20 protein-coding genes and 1 pseudogene are annotated in these 19,343 nt (G+C 62.7%); 9 read left to right on the top strand and 12 right to left on the bottom strand.

Annotation, left to right across the window (positions count from 1 at the left end; genetic code table 11):
- Nucleotides 1–32: 32 nt before the first annotated feature.
- On the bottom strand, nucleotides 33–1,442 hold the full coding sequence (gene chrA, locus NKI24_RS22670; protein ID WP_352748399.1) for a chromate efflux transporter: 1,410 nt from the start codon (nucleotides 1,440–1,442) through the stop codon (nucleotides 33–35).
- 9 nt (nucleotides 1,443–1,451) lie between these two features.
- The gene (locus NKI24_RS22665; protein WP_352748396.1) at nucleotides 1,452–2,351 is read right to left on the bottom strand and encodes a chromate resistance protein ChrB domain-containing protein; all 900 of its coding nucleotides are present in this window, start codon (nucleotides 2,349–2,351) and stop codon (nucleotides 1,452–1,454) included.
- 203 nt (nucleotides 2,352–2,554) lie between these two features.
- Here NKI24_RS22665 and NKI24_RS22660 point away from each other — a divergent pair, with 203 nt between their 5' ends.
- From NKI24_RS22660 to NKI24_RS22635, 6 genes are all read left to right on the top strand, one after another.
- A complete protein-coding gene (locus tag NKI24_RS22660) occupies nucleotides 2,555–3,025 on the top strand; it encodes a chromate resistance protein ChrB domain-containing protein (protein ID WP_352452041.1) in 471 nt (156 codons plus the stop codon).
- Nucleotides 3,026–3,064: 39 nt separating this feature from the next.
- Nucleotides 3,065–3,961 carry a DUF1259 domain-containing protein gene (locus NKI24_RS22655; RefSeq protein ID WP_352452040.1) on the top strand — a complete coding sequence of 299 codons (897 nt, stop codon included), beginning with the start codon at nucleotides 3,065–3,067 and terminating at the stop codon, nucleotides 3,959–3,961.
- Between the two features lie 62 nt (nucleotides 3,962–4,023).
- The gene (locus NKI24_RS22650; protein ID WP_352748392.1) at nucleotides 4,024–4,767 is read left to right on the top strand and encodes an ABC transporter ATP-binding protein; all 744 of its coding nucleotides are present in this window, start codon (nucleotides 4,024–4,026) and stop codon (nucleotides 4,765–4,767) included.
- The gene (locus tag NKI24_RS22645) at nucleotides 4,754–6,151 is read left to right on the top strand and encodes an ABC transporter permease subunit (RefSeq protein WP_352452038.1); all 1,398 of its coding nucleotides are present in this window, start codon (nucleotides 4,754–4,756) and stop codon (nucleotides 6,149–6,151) included. Before NKI24_RS22650 ends, NKI24_RS22645 begins: the two co-directional genes overlap by 14 nt.
- Nucleotides 6,135–6,857 (top strand): LamG domain-containing protein, encoded by a 723-nt coding sequence (locus NKI24_RS22640; protein ID WP_352452037.1) that lies wholly within the window; start codon nucleotides 6,135–6,137, stop codon nucleotides 6,855–6,857. The genes NKI24_RS22645 and NKI24_RS22640 overlap by 17 nt, the downstream gene beginning before the upstream one ends.
- A 188-nt stretch (nucleotides 6,858–7,045) precedes the next feature.
- Complete coding sequence (locus tag NKI24_RS22635) at nucleotides 7,046–7,819, top strand: sulfite exporter TauE/SafE family protein (RefSeq protein ID WP_352452036.1); 774 nt, start codon at nucleotides 7,046–7,048, stop codon at nucleotides 7,817–7,819.
- Nucleotides 7,820–8,018: 199 nt separating this feature from the next.
- On the opposite strand, the pseudogene NKI24_RS22630 reads toward NKI24_RS22635, so the two are convergent.
- The 10 genes and pseudogenes from NKI24_RS22630 to NKI24_RS22585 all read right to left on the bottom strand — a co-directional run.
- Nucleotides 8,019–8,135: pseudogene (locus NKI24_RS22630) on the bottom strand (YqaA family protein); the annotation flags it as partial.
- 35 nt (nucleotides 8,136–8,170) lie between these two features.
- A complete protein-coding gene (locus NKI24_RS22625) occupies nucleotides 8,171–9,154 on the bottom strand; it encodes an oligopeptide/dipeptide ABC transporter ATP-binding protein (RefSeq protein WP_352452035.1) in 984 nt (327 codons plus the stop codon).
- On the bottom strand, nucleotides 9,147–10,160 hold the full coding sequence (locus NKI24_RS22620) for an ABC transporter ATP-binding protein (RefSeq protein WP_352452034.1): 1,014 nt from the start codon (nucleotides 10,158–10,160) through the stop codon (nucleotides 9,147–9,149). Before NKI24_RS22620 ends, NKI24_RS22625 begins: the two co-directional genes overlap by 8 nt.
- The gene (locus tag NKI24_RS22615; RefSeq protein WP_352452033.1) at nucleotides 10,157–11,068 is read right to left on the bottom strand and encodes an ABC transporter permease; all 912 of its coding nucleotides are present in this window, start codon (nucleotides 11,066–11,068) and stop codon (nucleotides 10,157–10,159) included. The genes NKI24_RS22620 and NKI24_RS22615 overlap by 4 nt, the downstream gene beginning before the upstream one ends.
- Before the next feature lie 4 nt (nucleotides 11,069–11,072).
- Nucleotides 11,073–12,014 (bottom strand): ABC transporter permease, encoded by a 942-nt coding sequence (locus NKI24_RS22610; RefSeq protein WP_352452032.1) that lies wholly within the window; start codon nucleotides 12,012–12,014, stop codon nucleotides 11,073–11,075.
- Nucleotides 12,015–12,042: 28 nt separating this feature from the next.
- A complete protein-coding gene (locus NKI24_RS22605) occupies nucleotides 12,043–13,605 on the bottom strand; it encodes an ABC transporter substrate-binding protein (RefSeq protein WP_352748383.1) in 1,563 nt (520 codons plus the stop codon).
- A 162-nt stretch (nucleotides 13,606–13,767) separates the two neighbouring features.
- On the bottom strand, nucleotides 13,768–14,208 hold the full coding sequence (locus tag NKI24_RS22600; RefSeq protein ID WP_352452030.1) for a YqaA family protein: 441 nt from the start codon (nucleotides 14,206–14,208) through the stop codon (nucleotides 13,768–13,770).
- A gap of 9 nt (nucleotides 14,209–14,217) precedes the next feature.
- Complete coding sequence (locus tag NKI24_RS22595) at nucleotides 14,218–15,540, bottom strand: MFS transporter (protein WP_352452029.1); 1,323 nt, start codon at nucleotides 15,538–15,540, stop codon at nucleotides 14,218–14,220.
- Between the two features lie 60 nt (nucleotides 15,541–15,600).
- Nucleotides 15,601–16,938 carry a cation diffusion facilitator family transporter gene (locus NKI24_RS22590; RefSeq protein WP_352748378.1) on the bottom strand — a complete coding sequence of 446 codons (1,338 nt, stop codon included), beginning with the start codon at nucleotides 16,936–16,938 and terminating at the stop codon, nucleotides 15,601–15,603.
- 8 nt (nucleotides 16,939–16,946) lie between these two features.
- Nucleotides 16,947–17,228, bottom strand: coding sequence for a metal-sensing transcriptional repressor (locus NKI24_RS22585; protein WP_352748375.1), 282 nt, complete (start codon nucleotides 17,226–17,228; stop codon nucleotides 16,947–16,949).
- A gap of 111 nt (nucleotides 17,229–17,339) precedes the next feature.
- Here NKI24_RS22585 and NKI24_RS22580 point away from each other — a divergent pair, with 111 nt between their 5' ends.
- The 3 genes from NKI24_RS22580 to NKI24_RS22570 are packed head-to-tail and all read left to right on the top strand — an operon-like array spanning nucleotide 17,340 to nucleotide 19,310.
- A complete protein-coding gene (locus NKI24_RS22580; RefSeq protein WP_352748372.1) occupies nucleotides 17,340–17,723 on the top strand; it encodes a hypothetical protein in 384 nt (127 codons plus the stop codon).
- A gap of 48 nt (nucleotides 17,724–17,771) precedes the next feature.
- A complete protein-coding gene (locus tag NKI24_RS22575) occupies nucleotides 17,772–18,509 on the top strand; it encodes a HupE/UreJ family protein (protein WP_352748369.1) in 738 nt (245 codons plus the stop codon).
- Between the two features lie 12 nt (nucleotides 18,510–18,521).
- Nucleotides 18,522–19,310 carry a hypothetical protein gene (locus tag NKI24_RS22570; RefSeq protein ID WP_352748366.1) on the top strand — a complete coding sequence of 263 codons (789 nt, stop codon included), beginning with the start codon at nucleotides 18,522–18,524 and terminating at the stop codon, nucleotides 19,308–19,310.
- Nucleotides 19,311–19,343 lie beyond the last annotated feature (33 nt).

Here is a 19,343-nt window from a genome sequence, read left to right as displayed (position 1 = left end):
TCACCACTGGTAAGCGGCGCTGGCTGCACGGGTTAGATCGCTCCCGTTGCCATCCCGTAGAGCAGCCCGAGGATCGAACAGCCGACGAGCACCGGGAGCATGCCGATCTTGAAGCGAAACACCGCTAGCAGCGCACCCAATGTCAGGACGAGCGACGCGATGTTGACGGAGCTGGGCACGGGCACATCCAACGTCATGCCGAACCCTTTGACCTCGCGCAGTGATCCAAACAGGACGTGAAGCGCGAACCACACCGCCAGGTTCAGGATCACGCCCACCACGGCCGCCGTGATGGTCGCCAGCGCGGCGGACAAGGCCTTGTTGCTGCGCAACGTTTCCACGAACGGCGCACCGACAAATATCCAGAGGAAGCAAGGTGTGAAGGTGACCCAGGTGGTGAGCAGGCCGCCCAACGTTCCAGCGAGCAGCGGATTAAGCGATCCCGCCGCTCGATACGCGCCCATGAAGCCGACGAACTGGGTCACCATGATCAAGGGGCCAGGCGTCGTCTCCGCCATGCCGAGGCCGTCCAGCATCTCGCCTGGCTTCAGCCAGCCATAGGTATCGACAGCCTGCTGCGCCACGTAAGCAAGGACGGCGTAGGCGCCTCCGAAGGTCACGACCGCCATCTTCGAGAAAAAGACCGCGATATCGGCGAAGACATTGCCGGACCCGAACAGCACGAAAAGGCCGAGGACAGGTGCCAGCCATAGCACCAGAAACACACCTCCGATCTTCAACGACCAGCTGACCGGCGGGCGAGCATGGGCAGGAATGCCTTCGCCGAGCGCCGATTCCGCGTCGGCGACCTGCTTGCCGCCGACCTTGCCATGGCCGTTGCCCGCCATGAACGCTGCCAGCCCGGCCCGCCCGCCGACGTACCCGATCACTCCGGCCGTCAGGACAATGAGCGGGAACGGGAGATGGAACAGGAAGAGCCCGATAAAGGCGGCGGCGGCGAGGCCTATCATGACCTTGTTCTTGAGCGCTCGCTTGCCGACCCGGATAACCGCCTCGAGCACGATGGCGAGGACGGCGGCCTTCAGACCGAAGAAAAGCGCCTGCACCGCGCCGACATTGCCTAAAATCGCATAGATCCAGCTCAGCGCCATGATGGCGATGACGCCCGGCAGTACGAACAGCGTGCCGGCCACGAGCCCGCCTCGGGTTTTATGCAGGAGCCACCCGATGTAGACGGCGAGCTGCTGGGCCTCCGGTCCTGGCAGGAGCATGCAGTAGTTCAGCGCATGCAGGAACCGCGTCTCGCCGATCCAGCGCTTCTCCTCAACGAGGATGCGATGCATTACCGCAATCTGGCCGGCCGGGCCACCAAAACTCAACGCAGCGACTCGCGCCCAGACCCGCACTGCTTCGCGGAAGGGGATGCCATGCGAAGGTTCATCCCCCAGCGCATTCGGATGGACGGCATGGACGCTGGTCATTGGTTCCCCTCACCCGCGCTTCTGGCGGAAATACTGGTAGAGATTGTCGAAGACCGGGCCGCCCTGCGCGATCCGCTGCTCGTCGCCCTTATTCGTCATGGCGATGCCCGCGATCAGGCTGGCAATGCCCGTCGTCTCGTCGCGCCCGAACTTGCCGTCCTTGAGGTCGATATCATGGACGATCTCGGCGATGGCCTGCAGCGCCGAGTCGTCAAGCCCGGCCCGGGTGAGCAGCACCTCGAAGCTGCAGCGGTCGCCCTCATGGGTGATCTCACCGTTAAACATATCAAAGCGCAGCTCTCCCGGCTTTGCCGCATAGCTCTTGCCTGGGACGAAGCGGATGACGGCGTCTGGATCAATGAAGCGGCGGATTAGCCAGCTGCAAGCCATCCGGTCGACGTGCACGTCGCGGCGTGTCACCCAGATCCGGCCCTTGAGGTCAGTAATCGGCTCAGTCGCCTTTGACTCCTCGGTCATGGGCTGGTCCTCCACGAGATGCGTTTCGAGCTCGGCGAGCAAACCCTCAACCGCGAGGCGACCCGTGGCGCCGAAGAAGTCGATCGTGTCCACCTCGGCGAGCCGCTTGCGTATTCGGCCGAGCTGCGACCGTGTCTCCGCACGCTTTTCCGGCGTGGCGTTCGCGCCGATCTCGGCGGCGAGATCACGCGCTTCCTTGGCGATCTCCGCATAGTCGGCATCACGCGCCGCATCGAACAGCGCTTGGACCTCGGCATCCGACAATCCGTCGACGAGACGCGCCTCGCACACCATCGCCTCGCCACCACCCGCGACGATCTCCTTCAGGAGCCACTCGAAATCCTCCTGCGTTTCGGCATTGGCCGGCAGTGCATAGACGGTGCTTTTTACCGCGACCGCGCCGATGCCTTGCAGCCGCCGCCAGATCTTCACCCGGAAATAGGCCGGCTTGCTCGGCAGCCGATGGATAAGGAGCAGCCAGCGCTGTTCCGTCGTTTCCCCCTCACTCATAAGTGAACCGTATCACGTGCACAAATAAATGCAACACTTGTATCATTTCACATTCGGGCGTAGCGTTGACCTCCTTATGGCAGTGGGCCTTGTGGGCTTGTTGCCGAATCAAGGGAGACAAGGTCATGAAATGGGTTACCCGCGAACGTCCGGTCATCGACCGTATTGCTTGTCCCTGGCTGATCGCCCGCTTCATCGACAAGGAGCCAGAATTCCTGTTCGTGCCGCCGGATCGGGTGATCCCGGTTGCCCAGGAGACGGGCGCTACACCGTATGACGTGCCCGGTGTCGAGTTCACGCATGTGGGTGACGGCTGCAGTTTCGATACCTTCGTCTCGAAATACGGCCTCGAGCGCGATCCGGCGATCGTGACGATCGCCTCGATCGTGCGCGGCGCCGACACCGATCGGCACGATTTGACGCCACAGTCTGCGGGGCTGCTTGCGATCTCGATGGGGCTCAGGGACGTGACGCCCGACGACCAGGAAGTGCTGAAGCACGGCTTCGTCATCTACGACGCGCTCTATGCCTGGGCTTCGCGCCGCAAGGCGGAGACGCACAGCTGGCCACCTGCCATGAAACCAGCTGTGGCTTGACCGGTGGGCGATTGGGGGCAGATCACAAGGAGAACTCCCATGCAAGCAAAACTCATGAGCGGCGCAATGCTGATTGCGGTCTCGGCGCTGCTCGAACCGGCATCGGCTGCACCCAATTGGCAAATAGTCGCGCAGACACTCGGCAAATCCGGAACGGAAATGCCTGGCGGCGTTTACAGGGTGGGCTTGCCACGAACCGACCTGAAAGTATCCCTCGATGGGATATCCCTGAAGCCAGGATTTGCGCTCGGAGGCTGGATCGCGTTCGAGCCAATGGTGAACCAGGCGATGGTCATGGGCGACATCGTTCTGACGCAGGACGAGGTGAACCCGGTCATGAAGAAGCTACAAGAAGGTGGGATCGAGATCACTGCAGTGCACAACCACCTGCTGCGCGCGGAGCCGATGACGCTCTACATGCACGTGTTCGGCCAGGGTGATCCCGTCACGCTCGCCACTGCGCTTCATGCCGGATTGGCGTTGACAAAGACCCCGATGGAGAATGCCGCGTCCGGTGCCTCGCAATCGGAAGCATCCACCCAGCCGATCGACACGGCGGCCGTCGACAAGGCCATTGGCTACAAAGGTAAGGTCAATGGCGGCGTCTACCAGTTCAGTATCCCGCGCGCCGAACCGGTCAAGGAAAATGGTATGGACGTGCCGGCCGCCCTGGGCTCGGCCTTAGCGATCAACTTCCAGTCGACGGGCGGTGGCAAAGCAGCGATCACGGGTGATTTTGTGCTGACCGCCAAGGAGGTCAATCCGGTTCTCAAGGCAATGCAGGATAACGGCATCGAGATTACCGCGCTGCATAGCCACATGCTCGATGAAGAGCCGCGGCTCTTCTTCATGCATTTCTGGGCGAATGACGACGCGCAGAAGCTGGCAAAAGGCCTGCGCGCGGCCCTCGATAAAGTCGCCGTCAAGAAGAGCTAGATATTGGGCCTCCGCGCGATCGCACGCCGGGAGGGAATCAGCCGATGTTGATGCGAAGCCGGATGTCTGACAAGGCGCAAATCGCTACACGGCAAGAGGGAGGATATGCCCTTCAGGTCGGTGCGTTGACCAAGCGCTATGGCGAGCAAACCGCGTTGGCGGATGTTGCCTTCAACGTGGAGGCCGGCGAAGTTCTCGGTCTTATCGGGCCGAACGGCGCCGGCAAGACTACGCTGTTGGAAGCGATCGCCGGCCTTCTTCCGGCCGACTCGGGAACGATTCTCCGGCACGGCGCCTCTCTGCCGCCTGCATCGCGCCGCAGGTCGATCTTCTTCCTTCCCGACGGCCTGCGGCCCTGGCGCGACCAGTACGTCGAACATGTTCTTGCGTTCTTCGCTGATGTCTACCGGACATCGCACCTCGACGTCGCGGAGACAGTCGGGGCCGTCGGACTTGCACCGGTGTTAATCAAGCGCGTGTCTGAATTGTCCAAGGGGTATGCCCGTCGACTGATGCTGGCGCTTGCCCTGATCACGCCGCATCCCTTGCTGCTGATGGACGAGCCCTTTGACGGCTTCGACTTACGACAGACCCGCGAGATCATGAGCGTGCTTCGCAAGGTCGCGGCGCAGGGGCGCAGCCTCGTCCTCGCGATACACCAACTGCTCGATGCCGAGCGCCTATGCGACCGTTTCGTCTTGCTCGCGGACGGCCGCGTACGCGGCATCGGATCCCTGAGCGACCTGCGGGCGCGTGCGGGAATTTCGTCCGGTGGGTTGGAGGAGGTTTTCCTTGCGCTCACCTGAGGCAGCCGTACCGCTCGGCGCTCCCTTCGGCCCCTTGCTGGCCAAGGAGCTGCGGGAAATGGCGAGCGGCCGGCCGCTCTGGATAATGCTGCTGATACTCTGCCCTCTCATCGGCTTCAGCTTCTTTCAGGCCGTATCGCTCTACAGCAACGCGAGCGCCACGGCGCTCGACGCGTCGGGGCTCGCGAGCGCGCTATCACCGCTTGACGGCGTGTTGGTCCCGACGTTCGGCGGCTTCTACGTCGCCGTCACACTGCTGTTTCCCTTTGTTGCCATACGCGTGCTCGGCAACGAAAAGGAGTCCGGCGCCTTGCGGCTCCTGATCCAACTGCCCTATCGAACGCCGACCTTGATTGGCGCGAAGCTGGTTGCCGTCTTCGCGGCCTGGCTCATTGCCGCGGTGCCTGCGATCTCTGCGCTCGCGATTTGGGCATTCATGGGCGGACATCTGTTCGTCGCCGAGACCTTGAATCTTGTTCTCGGACATCTGCTCTACGGGGTGCTGGTCGGCGCCATCGCTTTGTTCGCCGCTGCGCTTGCCGAGAGCGCGGCAACCGCCGCGATCGTCACGCTCGGTTTCACGATTGGATCGTGGGTCATCGACTTCGCGGCGGCCAGCCAACCCGACCTCCTTGGCTGGTCGTCGCGGCTGTCGCTCACGCAAACGCTGCACACGTTTGAGCTCGGATTGCTCTCGATCAGTCTTGTCGTCGGGGTGCCCGCTGCGATTCTTGGTTTTGCTGCGCTCGCTACCATTTGGCTCCCGACGGGCGTTGCCCTGCGCACCAAGGTTGCACGTTCGGTCGTCTGCATCGCCGCGACCTGCATTGTGCTGGCCGCTGCAGCCCAGATCAGATGGTCGGTGGATTCGACCGAGGACCGGCGGAACTCTTTCTCGCTAGCCGACGAGCAGGCGCTGGCGCAGCTCAGCAAGCAGCTGACCATCACCGTTCACTTGGTACCTGAAGACCCCCGGTATGCGGATTTGCAGACCAGCATCCTGTCGAAGCTCGAGCGGATCATTCCCCGGATTGTCATCCGTCCTGCAGGCGACCAGCAGAGCGCTGTCGGCAGCGCAAGCGACGAGTCGTATGGTGAAGTGGAGTACAGCTACGGCGGCCGGTCGGCTGTCAGCCGATCGACGGGCACCGAGGAAATTCTGCCGCTCCTCTACGGGCTCGCAAACGTACCCCTGCTCGCACCGGTCACAGGAACCGACGACTATCCAGGTTATCCGCTCGTCGCCGCGCCCTGGATCGCGCTTCCCTGGTTCCTTGGCGGCCTGCCGCTGCTCATCGGGGTCGCCTGGTGGCGGTGCCGCCGGGTACCGACCATCGAATACGCTTCAAGCCAGAAGGAGATCAGCCGTGAAAATCTCACATAGCCTCGTGACAGTCGCCGTAGCTGCCGGCCTGGTGGCCTTGCTGCTGCCAGCTTCTGCCGGCCAGCGCAGCATCGTGAACTTTTCGGACGAGGAAGTTGGCGCAGATTCGAAGGCTATGCCCGGCGTGGTGGGCATTTGGCGGATTGAAACTGAAGGCGACAACAAGGTGTTGGCCGTCGATGGCCGCCAATGGAAGGAGGGGCAGACCTCCGCCGGCCTCGCCGACAAGGCACGGGCGCTCTATGGCGAGCGGTATGCCGAGTTTCTCGACCGCGTCCAGGCTTATGCATACTTCCCCTACGCAGTCTTTGAACGCACGCCAGATTTCCGCGATGGAGAGATCAGCGTCCGCTTCGAAGGCATCAGCGGCCGCATCGACCAGGGTGCAGGGATATTGTTCAACCTTAAGCCCAATGGCGACTATCTCACGATTCGCGCCAACCCTCTGGAGAACAATCTTGTCTTGTGGAGGTTCGAAAAGGGGAAACGCTCGTCGGTGACCTGGGTCAAGAACACCCCAACCTCAACCCATGAATGGCACGACCTGAAGGTGCGCATCGCCGGCACCAAGGTCGAAGGCTATGTCGACGGCAAGCTCTACCTGCAGGACACGCTGCCTGAGCCCGTGACCGGGCGTGTTGGCTTGTGGTCGAAGGCCGACAGTCACGTGTATTTTGATGACTTCACCGTAACTCCGGCTGGTTAGGCGGTACGCTTTCAACCAGCTTTCAAAGCTATCGGCGGTGCGGTGCGCCGGAGTCCGGTCTTCCGGGCGCCCGCGTTTGGCCCGGTAACGGGTGATTATTTCCATCGCAGACGAGACTCAAAAGGCGGGCCGGGCTTTTGCGAACCGACGCGTTCGGAACGATCAAAGGTCCGCTTCGTTCTGATCGGATGGACTGGATTAGACTAGGCCTCCTGGCGTTGGCGGGGTTCCTCACCTGGACACTGAACACCCTCTCGGCCGGAGGCGGAGGTCTATTGCTGATCCCCGCCGTGACTTTCATCACAGGGAGCGCGGCGGTTGCGCCGGTCATCACCTTGACCGAGCTCATCGGCAATCCCATCCGCGCCCTGGCCTTCCGGCGCGACATCGATTGGAGCCTGGTCCGTTGGTACCTGCCCGGCGCCATCGCCGGTGCCGCTGCGGGCTCCTGGCTCTTCGCCAACAGTCGGGCGGAATGGCTCCAGATACTCATAGGGATCTATCTGATCAGTGCAGTCTGGGAATTTCGCGGCGGCGCGCGCGAGCGGAGCTACCGAGCCCGCCGCTGGTGGTTCCTCCCGGCCGGCCTGATCGTCGCGCTGTTGTCGGCGCTGATGGGCACGGTGGGACCCGTCTTGAATTCGCTCTATCTGAACTACGGTTCGGAGAAGGAGACGTTGGTCGCCACGAAATCGGTGAACTCGTTTGTGACCGATGTCGTCAAGATCGCGGTATTCACCGGACTCGGCGCGCTCGGTGGTCAGGCGGCCATGTACGGCGCAGCCGCGGGTTTGGGCGCTGCGCTTGCCAATCTGCTGGCCAAGCGCTGGCTCGAACGCCTGAGTGGACGACAATTCCGCGGCCTTGTGGTCGCGCTCATGGCTGTGAGTGGAGCGCTGATGATCTGGAACCAGCACAGCTTCGTTATGCAGGCCTGGCGCGCGGCCACGGGAATGTCTTAACAATGTCGCTGTTGGCTGGAGCGCTGCGCCGTAGCTTGGTTGGCCGGTCGCGCGATGCGCAGAAGCTGGCGAAAGGCCTGCGCGCAGCCCTCGACAAGGTCGCCGTCAAAAAGAGCTAGCGCTTCCCGTCCGCGCGCATCATACAGGGCTCTTCGAACCAGCCGACCTAACCAGCTCAGCTTCGAGAAGCTTCGTGAGATTAGATCACGCTCAGGGTCACGGCGGCAAGAACCAGATAGCGGCCGACCTTGGCGGCAGTGACCAGCAAAAGGAAAACCCGAAAAGGCTCGCGCAGGACGCCCGCGACGACGGTTAGCTTCGCGAATCGTTCAGGCGCAGAAACGACATCTTTCAGATAATCGGGCGGCGGCCGCTATCGGCCAGATGACAGGCTGCAACGCCGCCATGCGGCACCGATCGCAGCATCGGTTCCTCGACCCGGCAGACATCGATCGCCACCGGACAGCGCGTGTTGAACCGGCACCCCGGAGGCGGCGCGCTGGGACTTGGCGGATCGCCGGCGAGAATGATCCGGCGGCGCCCGGCTTCGATGCGAGGATCGGGAGAAGGAACAGCCGACAGCAGCGCCTGGCTGTAGGGATGGGCCGGCTCGCGAAACAGCGGGCGGGTCAGGCCGGCTTCCGAGATGCGGCCGAGATACATCACCGTCACGTTCGAGCAGACCTCGCGCACGATCGCCAGATCATGCGCGACAATGACAATGGTCAGGCCAAGCTGTTTCTGCAGCGACGTGAACAGGTTGACGATCTGCGCCCGGATCGAAACGTCGAGCGCGCTAAGTGGCTCATCGCAGACCAGTATGGACGGCTTCAGCGCGAGCGCGCGCGCAATCGAAACGCGCTGCCGCTGGCCACCGGAGAGCGACCTTGGCAAACGGTCGAGCACCGTCTCAGGCAGCGCAACCAGATCCAGAAGCTCGGCGATGCGGCGCCGGCGCTCGACTGATGAACCGAAGCGATGGATCTGCAGCGGCTCCTCCAGTGTCTGGTAGACGGACTGGCGGCGGCTCATCGACCCCAACGGATCCTGGAAGACGAACTGGACTTCGCGGCTGAACGACTTCCTGTCCGATTTCAGCCATTCGGTGCGATCCCTTCCCCCAATCAGGACAGTGCCTTCGCTCTCCTTCTGCAAACCGACGATGGTGCGCGCCAGCGTGGTCTTGCCGCAGCCGGACTCGCCGACGATGCCGTGGAACGCGCCGCGCGCGACCGTCAGGTCTATGCCATCGACCGCCCGCACCGCGCCGGTGCCCGAACGGTTGGCAAAATGCACCTTCAATCCCTTGACCTCGATCGCCGCGGCATCAGACATGGAGGGCGATCCCCTCTCGTTTCAGCACGACCGGGCAAGCCACACGGTGCGGGCTTGTCGACGCGGATATCGTCTGCAACGGCGGCCGGTGCTGCCGGCAACCGGCTTCGACCAATTCGCAGCGCTCGGCAAACCGGCAACCCGGTTCCAGCCGGATCTGGTTTGGCGGCAGGCCCGGTATCTCGCGGGTCGCCGCGCGTTCGTCGGCGCGAAAATCCGGCACCGATGCGAGCAGTCCGCGCGTATAGGGATGGACCGGCCGGGTCAGCACATCCATCGCCGTCCCCTCCTCCGCCACCTGGCCGGCGTAAAGCACGATGACGCGGTCGGCGACGGAAGCGACCACGCCGATATCGTGCGTGATCAGCACGACCGCGATGCCATCCTCCCGCTGGATCTGACGGATGAGCTCCAGGATTTGCGCCTGGACCGTGGCGTCCAGCGCCGTGGTCGGCTCGTCTGCGATCAGCACGCGCGGCCGGGCCGCCAGCGCCAGCGCGATCATCGCGCGTTGCAGCATGCCGCCCGACATTTCGTGCGGATAGCGGTTGTAGCGATCCTCGGGGTCCGGAATGCCGGAGCGTGCCAGAAGCGAGACCGCTTCCTTGCGCGCGGCCTCATGCGATAGGCCGGCGAAGCGGCGCGCCTGGCGGGCCAGCTGCGGGCCGATTTTCAGCATCGGGTTCAACGCGCTCATCGGGTCCTGGAAAATCACGCCGAAATAGCGCCCGCGCAGGTCCGACAATTGCCGTGAACCGATGCTGAGCAGTTCGCTTCCGTCGGCTCGCGCCGATCCCTTCATGTCCACGGTCACGCCCTCGGGCAGCAGGCCGAGCGGACCGAGCGTCATTACGGTCTTTCCCGAACCGCTTTCGCCGACGACCGCGACCGTTTCTCCGGGATGGACGTTGAACGACACCCCGTCCACCGCCCGCACCGAAACGGTGGTGGCGTAGAGGTCGATGACCAAATCTTCGATCGAATAGATCGGCTGAGCGTCGCTCATGCTGAAGTCGTTCCCGTTTCGACGGCGTTACGCTCGGCTTCTTCGCGAGCGCGCGCCTTTCGGCGTCTGCGCAAGGTCGCGCCGCGAACCGGCCGCGGCACCTTTTGCAATGCGAAGGCTTCGCCCAGAAGGTTAAAGCTGACCACGACCAGCGTCAGCGCCAGACCGGGCAGCACGACGAGGCGCGGCACCTCCTCGATGTAGCTCATCCCGTCGACCAGCATCTGACCCCATTCCGGTGTCGGCGGTGCGACGCCAAGTCCGAGAAAGCTGAGCGTGGCGATGGCCAGCACAAGCGCGCCGGCGTCGGCGCTTGCATAGACGACGACGAGGGCAAGCACATGCGGCAGGATATGGCGGCCAAATATCCACAGATGGCCGGCGCCCATCACGCGGGCCGCCTCGATATAGGGCTGCTGCAGCTCGGCGGTGACGACGGCGCGGCTCATGCGGGCATAGTTCGCCCACCACGCCAGGGTGAGCGCCGTTATCATCGACCAGTAGCCGGTGCCCAGAATGCCGATCAACGCCAGCGCGATCACCAGGCTGGGAAGTGCCAGCGCAATATCGATGATGCTGATAAGGACGAGCTCGACACGGCCGCCGACATAGCCGGCGAAGGAGCCGATCGTGACCCCGATCGCCAGCGCGGCGACAAGCACGATCACCATCGCCACCAGGGAAATGCGGGCGCCACCGACGATGCGGCTGAAGACGTCTCGGCCGAGATAGTCGGTGCCGAGCCAGTGGTTCCAGCTCATGCCCTCCAGTGTCGCCGAATAGTCCTGCCCACTTGGATTGTAAGGCATGATAGCAGGAGCGAAGATGCCGATCAGCACAAAGCCGATTACGGGGAGCAGCACCGGCCACGGCCAGTCCTTGATGTCCCTGATAGCGGAAATGTTCATCGCCTCATGCTCCCCGCGCCCGGCGCATTCGCGGATCCGCGACGATGCAAATCATGTCGACGATGAAATTGACCATGACGAAGAAGACGACAAACAGCAGCAGCACCGACTGCATGCCGATGAAGTCGCGGAAGCGGATCGCCTCGATGAAAAAGGCACCGACGCCGCGCAATGCAAATACCGTCTCGACGACGATCGACCCGATGATCATCAGCGTGAATTGCGCGCCGAATGTCGTCAGGAACGGAATGGCGATGTTGGGCAGCGCCTCGCGCAGCAGCACCTGCGTTCTGGTATAGCCCTTGGCGAAGCCGGTTGTCGCAAACGGCCGCGACATCGCTTCCTGGAGGTTGACCCGAACGACGCGGCTGAGAACGGAGGCCGGGAACAGCGCGATCGTCACCCACGGCAGAAGCCATGAGGTGAAGCCGCTGGTCCCGAAGGTGGGTACCCAGCCGAGCATCACCGAAAACACGATGACCAGCAGCGCCGCCACGAAGAAGTTCGGGGTCGACGCGCCGATCAGCGAAAATGCATGGAGGAACCTGTCCATGAAGCCGCCATTGCTGACGGCGCCGGCAATGCCGAGCGTGATCGAGAGAATGAAGGCGAGAATGCCGCCGCCGGCAAGCAGAGCCGCCGTCATCGGGATGCGGGCGGCAAACTCCGACGAGATCGGCTTTCCCGTTCGCAGTGAGATGCCGAAATCGCCGGCCAACGCGCCGGAAAGCCAGCGTCCGTAGCGGATCGGCAACGGGTCGTAGAGACCGAGCTCGTTGCCGATCTTGGCGATCATTTGCGCGTCAGCGCCGGGACCTGCCGCACGCTCGGCAATGAGCGCCGCAACATTGCCCGGAGCCGCCGCAACCAGGGCGAATGTCAGCGCGGATGCCGCCAGGATCAAAAGGCAGGCAAGCAGCATCCGTCGCAGGATCGTGCTTTTCATCGTCAGGCCTCGCTTGGGCTCGAAGTCTTCAGGCCTTCAGCGTTATCGCCTTGAACGGCAGGTCATAGTCGGTCGCCGGAAGCGAGAAATTCTCCGCGCGCGGATTGTGGGCCCACAGCCGCTGGCTGACGACGAGCGGACAGATGGCGGTGTTGTCGTAGAGCCAGTCGTAGAGGGCCTGCATCTTCAGGTCGCGTTCGGCGCCGCTCGCCTCGAGCGCAGCCTTGACCACGCCGTCGAGCGCGTCCGAGACATAGATCTTGCCGTCAGGCCCGCTGTCCGCCGTCGAGACGAAAGCATTGCCAAGGGTCCCGTGAGGGTCATAGGGAGCGCCATAGGTGGTGAAGAAAGCGAGATCATAGTCGAAGGCGGGGCGTCGTTCATGCATGGTGGCGTTGTCGACAGAAGACACCTGGACCTGGAAACCGACCTCGGACAACTGGCCTTGAATCATTTCGGCGATGCGCCGCGATCCCGGTAGGGACTCTTCGGAAACCAGAAAGTCGATGGTCAGAGGAGAGCCAGCCTTGGTCCAGGCACCGCCGCTGTCGACCCAGCCGCCATCGGCGAGGATCTTCTTGGCCGCCGCCACATCACGCACCGGCACGTCATGCCGCTTGCCCGACGAGGGCACATTCGCTGGGAACAGATCGGCGGCCGGGTCGGCAAAGCCCTCGAACAGGACCTTGGCGATCGCCGCCCGGTCGACCGATGCGTAGACGGCATCGCGAACGGCCTTGTCGGCGATGATCTTCGACTTCGGCGAATAGCCGAGCAGCATCGTCGCGGTGCCCGGCTCGGCAACAACCTTCATGCCGTCGCTTTCCAGCGCGCGAGCGCGGCGCGGCGACAGCGTCGCCACCCAGTCGCCGCCGATGACATCGAGGTCGCCTGAACGAAGGCCATTGGCGCGGGCGAGTTCATCTGGAACCACCTTCAATTCCATGCGGCTGAAGAGCGGCTTTTCGCCCCAGTATTTGTCGTTGCGAACGAGGCTGGTGCCGCTCGAATCATATTTTTCGACGATCCACGGACCGGTTCCGATCGGCGCCGTCTGCTTGCCATCCTTGTCGACTGCCTTGGGCGACAGGAAACGAACTGGGCGGACGATGGTGAGTTCAAGCAATGCGGCCGGCACCGGCCGCTTCAGCTTGACCGTCAGTTTGTTCGGCCCATCGGTGACGATGCTGTCGTACGCATCGGAGACGCCAATCCAGGAGAAGTCGCTCACCCCCATCCATCGCTTGAGGTTCCATTCGGCTGCGGTGGAATCGAACGGCGTGCCGTCGCTGAAGGTCACGCCTTCACGCAGATCGAAGGCGATCGAAAGCTGATCGTCGGCAATGGTCCATTTGGTAGCAAGTCCCGGCTCAAGCGCGCCGTTCTGGCCGTAGTGGATCAGCGCATCGAAGACGATGGTGTAGGTGCTCAGCGTTGAAACATTCTGCAGCAGCTCGAGATCACCGGTCTCCGCGGCGATGGCAATCTTCAGCGTGTCGTTGGTTTCGGAAAAGGCGCTGCGCGGAAAGGCGGCAACGAAGGCAAGGCCAGCGGTGGAGGCCAGAAAATTGCGGCGGTCGAGAGTGATCATTTCAGTTCCCCTTTTTTGATTGTTGGTAGCGATTGTACACATGCATTCCCATTTGTATAGACATATGCGACGCAAATCCAAGTTGGCGCGCAGCGTTGCGGCCGGCAAAGGAAAGCGCCGTCTCGCGTAATGTCGCCGTGCCGGCGCGGGTCTCGACAAGCGCTAAATCCAGCTCAGCGTCATCGCCGCCAGCGCGAGGTAGCGGCCGACCTTCGCGATCGTGACGATCGCAAGGAAGCTCCAGAATGGCTCCCGCAGCGCTCCCGCCACAACCGTCAGCGGATCGCCGACGAGAGGCAACCAGCTCAACAGCAGCGACCATCGTCCATAGCGCTGATACCATCGCATCGCGCGCGTCAACGCGGAGGGCTTTACCGGGAACCATTTGCGGTCGCGAAAGCGATCGATCCCCCGGCCGAGCCACCAGTTGACGATCGAGCCGAGCACATTGCCTGCGCTTGCGGAGGCGATGAGCAGAGCCGGAGCATAGCTTTCCGTCAGAAGCAGTCCCGCAAGGGCTGCTTCCGATTGCATCGGCAGAATGGTCGCCGCGGCAAACGCGGTCAGGAAAAGACCGCCATAGATGGCGAGCTCGCCAGGCATTTCGAGCTCTCAGCTTGCCCTGGGCCATTTCGGGTGGCGATCATCGACGACATAGCCATGCGAATGCTCATAGCCCGCTTCCGACCATACTGCGTCGCCGATATGCCGGTCGTCCTCAGGCAGATCGACATGCGTATGTACAAGCACGTCGGGATCGTGTTTCGGCCAGAGCCAGATCGCGGCAAGCAGGGCTGCGGCGCCAATGATGCCGAGCAGAATGAAGGTGAAGGGCAATCCCATCGCCGCACCGACGCGGCCGGCAATGGGATAGGTGATCAACCAGCAGGCATGCGAAAGCGCGAATTGGGCAGCAAACAGAGCGGGCCGGTCGACGGCATCGGCGGAACGCCTGATCAATCGGCCCGAAGGCGTCTGCGCTAGCGAATAGCCGAGCCCCAGCACGAACCAGAGCGGCAGCAGCAGATAGTAGCTGCCGGCGAGCGGTCCCACCAGCACGCCCGCGACCAGGATCGCGGCGCCCGAGAGCATCGCAACCCGGTCCGGGACGTTCTCCAGCAGCCGCGGCAGGGCAAGGGCTGCAATCATCGATCCGCCGCCGAAGGCTGCGAGCGCCAGCGCCGTGTCGCTTTGCGAGAGGCCGAACTGCGCCTGCACCAGGACGACCGTGTTGACGATCACCATCGCGCTTGCCGCCGCGACGGCAACGTTAAGGGCCAGCAGCCCGCGCAATCGCGGCGTCGCCAGATAGATGCGGATTCCGCGCGTCGTGCGCTCATAAATGCCGCGCGGCTCCGAGGCTTGCGGGCTGGGCAGCACCACGGAGACGACCAGCGCCGCGGACGCCAGGAAGCCGACAACCGTACCGGCGAACAGGCCGTGGAAGCTGATGACGGAAAGCAGCGCCGCCGCCAGCATGGGACTGACGACGCTTTCCAGGTCGTAGGCCAGTCGCGACAGCGACAGGGCCCGCGTGTAGTCCTTCTCCTCGGGCAGCACGTCAGGGATCGAGGCCTGGAAGGCCGGAGTGAAGCCTGCCGACGCCGACTGCAGGACGAAGATGAGAAGATATACCTGCCAGACTTCGGTAACGAAGGGCAGGAACACCGCGACCGCAGCCCGGATGAGGTCGAGCGAAACCAGCATGGTGCGGCGTGGCAGCCGCTCGGCGAACGCAGCGGCGACAGGCGCCACGCCGACATAGGCGATCATCTTGATGGCGAGCGCCGTGCCGAGCACCGCGCCGGCATCGGCGCCGGCAAGATCATAGGCCAGCAGCCCGAGCGCCACGGTGGCAAGGCCGGTGCCGATCAGGGCGATGACCTGGGCCAGGAAGAGATGACGGTATGTGCGATTGGCCAGGACCTGAAGCATATTTGTCTTCTTGCAGCGGATGACGGTTCGTCGAGAACTGGCGCGAACGGCCTGCCTGTCTCAGTGATGGTGACCTTCCGGCTCGACCATCTTGAACGGCAGCACCTGCTCGCGACCTTTCGCGGCCAGGACCAACCTCGCCTGGAACTCATGCGGCTCGGCAGGGGCGACGGTGCTCTCAAGCCGATGATGGTTGTCGGCGGCGGGCTCGAGGCGAAGCGTCTCTGGCCCTTCGGGTCGATCGATGATCACCGTCGCCGTCAGATCGTCAGCGTGCCGATCGATAGTCAGCCGCATCCGCTCGCCGGCCGGCGTGTCGACGATTTCCAATGTCCCTTCAGCCAGATCGCAGGCGACCTTGAAGGGCTCCGGCGCATGATGGTGAGCATGAAATGTTTCTGCGCCAGTGACGGCCGGCCCGGCCGGGCTCACCAGGCGGACATTGGCTTCCGCCAACGCCGGCAAGTGGGCGAACAGCTCCTGCTTGAGGGCTTCGGTTACGCCCAGTACGTCCTTGGCCGTCGCCGTCTCCGGTACACTGACGGCGACATCGGCATGCAGACGATGTCCGATCCAGCGCGCCTGCACGCTTTCAACGCGCCCAATGCCGGACACGTGTTCGGCGGCATGATGGATTTCATCGATGATGCCGGGCTCGACACCATCGAGCATGCGGGTCAACACGGCTTTCGACGACTGCCAGACGATGGCGAAGATCGCCACGGTGATCAGCAGCCCGACGATCGGATCGGCAAGCGGAAAGCCCAGCCAGACGCCGATAGCGCCCAGGACAACCGCCAGGCTGGTAAAGCCATCGGTGCGTGCATGGTAGCCGTCCGCGATCAGCGCCGCGCTGTTGATCTCGCGGCCGACGCGGATACGAAATACGGCGACCGCTTCATTGCCGATGAAGCCTATGAGGCCGGCGATGGCGACCCAGCCAAGAAACGTGATGGGACGCGGATTGATCAGCCTGTCGATCGCCTCATAGCCAGCGACGATGGCACTGAACAGGATGATGAGAACGATGACGATCCCAGCCAGATCCTCGACCCGGCCCAAGCCGTAGGTGAACGTCTTGCTCGGTTTGCGGCGGACCAGCATGAAGGCGATCCACAGCGGGATGGCAGTGACCGCGTCGCCGACATTGTGGATCGTGTCGGCCAGCAGCGCCACGCTGCCGGAGAGGAACACGACCACGAGCTGAAGCGCTGCCGTGATGGCCAGAACGACGAACGACCATTTGATCGCCCAGATGCCGCGCGTCGTCGTGGCGATCGTCGGATCGATGACGCCGTGTGTGTGGCCATGGCCACTATCACCGTGATCATGTCCGTGGCCCCCCATGCCATGCGTCATCGGGCCAAACCCGAACCAATCGCGAACTTTGTCCATCATGGCGCTGCTCACAGGTACTTGGTGATGTCCTTGAACTCGTCGATCGAGCGGCGCTGCTCGCGCGCCAGCGGCCCGACAACGTCTTCAAGGCAATGGTTGAGATGATCCTGGATCAGGGTCTTCTTGGCTTGCGAAATGGCCTTCTCGACAGCATGAAGCTGCTGGGCGAGGTCGAGGCAGGGCCGGCCCGCTTCGATCATTTCGATGACGCCCTTGAGATGTCCATCGGCCCTTTTCAGGCGCTTGACGATATCGGGATGGGTTTCGTGGATGTGGGGCTGACCGCTCATATCCAGATACTATCCTCCTGGAGGGGATATGCAAGCCTCAAAGAGGCCTCGATTCTGATGTAGCAAAAACCATTTGTTAGGATTTTAGAGAATAATCGCTAATCGCCGTTCATGCCGAATCGGATCCACCGCACAGTTTTTTGTCTGGTCATCGCTTTAGCGGTGATGTTCGGTGTGCTGCGTCCTTTCGGCTATTCGACCTCACACGATCCGATCGCGATTGCCACCGCGGTTGAACGTCACGGCGGAGCCGCCGCGCAGATCGAAGATCATGGCCACGCACACGATGATGGCGTTTCGGGCGAGCAGAGCTCTGACCATTTTCACGGGCACAATGCGGCAGACCACTCGCACGAGACGGCGAGTACGCCCTCCGACTTCGCACCGACGGTTCCACAGGTCGAGCGCGGCTGGCTGAATTATCCGCCGATTTTCGTCGATCCGGGCACGACATTTCCGCTGGAGCGACCGCCCAGACCATTCCTCGCCGCATGATCGCGGCCGCTCGCGCGGCCACCCTCAACGATGAAGATTGGAAATTCTATGCAAGGACCCTTCGACCGGGGTCGGTCACGTTCGCGCCACGCGCGTCGGCGGCCCGCCCTGCCCCTGCTTATCGCTCTGCTGACCCTGCCGCTGCTGACCGGAGCAGCGTTTGCCCATGCCGTCGCTGCCGGCGACAAGGGCTACATCCAGGAAATCTCGGGCATCAACGTGCTGCCCTTCATCTATCTCGGCGCCAAGCACATGGTGACCGGATACGACCACATCCTGTTCCTGTTCGGCGTGATCTTCTTCCTCTACCGGATGAAGCATATCGGCATCTATGTCAGCCTGTTTGCGCTCGGCCACTCCACGACCATGCTGCTTGGCGTCTACTTCAACGTCGGCATCAACAGCTACATCATCGACGCCATCATCGGCCTGTCCGTGGTTTACAAGGCGCTCGACAATATGGGCGCTTTCCAAAGATGGCTCGGCTTCCAGCCGAACACCAAGGTCGCGACGCTGGTCTTCGGCTTCTTCCACGGTTTTGGCCTGTCGACGAAGATCATCGAATACAACATCTCGCCTGACGGCCTTGTGCCGAACCTGCTGGCCTTCAATGTCGGTGTCGAGATCGGCCAACTCATGGCCCTCGGCGCCATCCTGATCGTGATGGGCTACTGGCGCCGGACACGAAGCTTCTGGCGCAATGCCTATACCGCAAACGTCATCATGATGACGGCTGGTTTCCTGCTGATCGGATATCAGCTCACCGGCCTGTTTGTCGCAGGATAAGGAATCGAAATTATGTACAACACCGACCTTCCCAGCCGCGCCGATTTGCCGACGTCAGCGCAGCTGAAGCGCTCCACCATGATTGCCGCGCTGACGGCGCTCGCCTTGCTCGTCACGGTCGTCATGCCGTCCGAGTATGCGATCGATCCGACTGGAGCAGGCAGATTGCTCGGCCTCACCAGAATGGGTGAAATCAAGACACAGCTGGCAGCTGAGGCGGCAGCGGACGAAATGGCCAGCGCGAAGGCTTCGGCCGAGCGGATGACGCAAATGGTCCCTCCAGCCGAGTTGATGGCGCGCATGGAGCGAATTGAAAACCTCCTCGTCGCCCTTACCGCCGAACAACCCGCGTCGCAGCCATCCCCAACTGGGGAGGCCGTTGCCCAAGACAATGTGACAGTTGGAGAGATCGCTCCTGCCGAGGCTCCGGCCATTGCTACAGCGCCTGCCACCGAAGCAACCTCGGAAGGCCCGATCCAGCCAGATGGAAGGCAAGACGAGCTATCCTTCACGTTGGCGCCAGGCCAGGGTGCCGAAGTCAAGCTCGTGATGCGGCAGGGCGCCAAGGCAAACTTTTCCTGGACAGCTGACGGTGGCGTGGTGAATTTCGAGACGCACGGCGATGGCGGCGGTCAGTCCATAAGCTACGAAAAGGGTCGCAGCGTTCCAGCTGACGAAGGTGCCATTGAAGCCGCCTTCGATGGAAATCACGGTTGGTTCTGGCGCAACCGCGGTGGCAGCGACGTGACCCTGACGATCCAGACTGAAGGCGACTACATCGACATCAAGCGTATGATCTAGCGCATACAGGGTCGCCCGGCGCCACTTCGAGCG

It is taken from the genome of Mesorhizobium sp. M0701 (assembly GCF_040320365.1).
In the GTDB taxonomy this organism is placed as follows: Bacteria; Pseudomonadota; Alphaproteobacteria; order Rhizobiales; family Rhizobiaceae; genus Mesorhizobium.
The sequence above is the reverse complement of the archived record's forward strand: the minus strand, read 5'-3'. Positions and strand labels throughout refer to the sequence as shown.

What these genes read in the sequence shown, in the direction of transcription:
- chrA (WP_352748399.1), bottom strand. Translation starts at nt 1,442, where the DNA reads ATGACCAGCGTCCATGCCGTCCATCCGAATGCGCTGGGGGATGAACCT.
- NKI24_RS22580 (WP_352748372.1), top strand. Translation starts at nt 17,340, where the DNA reads ATGCCGAATCGGATCCACCGCACAGTTTTTTGTCTGGTCATCGCTTTA.
- NKI24_RS22660 (WP_352452041.1), top strand. Translation starts at nt 2,555, where the DNA reads ATGAAATGGGTTACCCGCGAACGTCCGGTCATCGACCGTATTGCTTGT.
- NKI24_RS22625 (WP_352452035.1), bottom strand. Translation starts at nt 9,154, where the DNA reads ATGTCTGATGCCGCGGCGATCGAGGTCAAGGGATTGAAGGTGCATTTT.
- NKI24_RS22600 (WP_352452030.1), bottom strand. Translation starts at nt 14,208, where the DNA reads ATGCCTGGCGAGCTCGCCATCTATGGCGGTCTTTTCCTGACCGCGTTT.
- NKI24_RS22615 (WP_352452033.1), bottom strand. Translation starts at nt 11,068, where the DNA reads ATGAACATTTCCGCTATCAGGGACATCAAGGACTGGCCGTGGCCGGTG.
- NKI24_RS22590 (WP_352748378.1), bottom strand. Translation starts at nt 16,938, where the DNA reads ATGATGGACAAAGTTCGCGATTGGTTCGGGTTTGGCCCGATGACGCAT.
- NKI24_RS22585 (WP_352748375.1), bottom strand. Translation starts at nt 17,228, where the DNA reads ATGAGCGGTCAGCCCCACATCCACGAAACCCATCCCGATATCGTCAAG.
- NKI24_RS22595 (WP_352452029.1), bottom strand. Translation starts at nt 15,540, where the DNA reads ATGCTTCAGGTCCTGGCCAATCGCACATACCGTCATCTCTTCCTGGCC.
- NKI24_RS22575 (WP_352748369.1), top strand. Translation starts at nt 17,772, where the DNA reads ATGCAAGGACCCTTCGACCGGGGTCGGTCACGTTCGCGCCACGCGCGT.
- NKI24_RS22635 (WP_352452036.1), top strand. Translation starts at nt 7,046, where the DNA reads ATGGACTGGATTAGACTAGGCCTCCTGGCGTTGGCGGGGTTCCTCACC.
- NKI24_RS22570 (WP_352748366.1), top strand. Translation starts at nt 18,522, where the DNA reads ATGTACAACACCGACCTTCCCAGCCGCGCCGATTTGCCGACGTCAGCG.
- NKI24_RS22620 (WP_352452034.1), bottom strand. Translation starts at nt 10,160, where the DNA reads ATGAGCGACGCTCAGCCGATCTATTCGATCGAAGATTTGGTCATCGAC.
- NKI24_RS22655 (WP_352452040.1), top strand. Translation starts at nt 3,065, where the DNA reads ATGCAAGCAAAACTCATGAGCGGCGCAATGCTGATTGCGGTCTCGGCG.
- NKI24_RS22610 (WP_352452032.1), bottom strand. Translation starts at nt 12,014, where the DNA reads ATGAAAAGCACGATCCTGCGACGGATGCTGCTTGCCTGCCTTTTGATC.
- NKI24_RS22605 (WP_352748383.1), bottom strand. Translation starts at nt 13,605, where the DNA reads ATGATCACTCTCGACCGCCGCAATTTTCTGGCCTCCACCGCTGGCCTT.
- NKI24_RS22650 (WP_352748392.1), top strand. Translation starts at nt 4,024, where the DNA reads ATGTCTGACAAGGCGCAAATCGCTACACGGCAAGAGGGAGGATATGCC.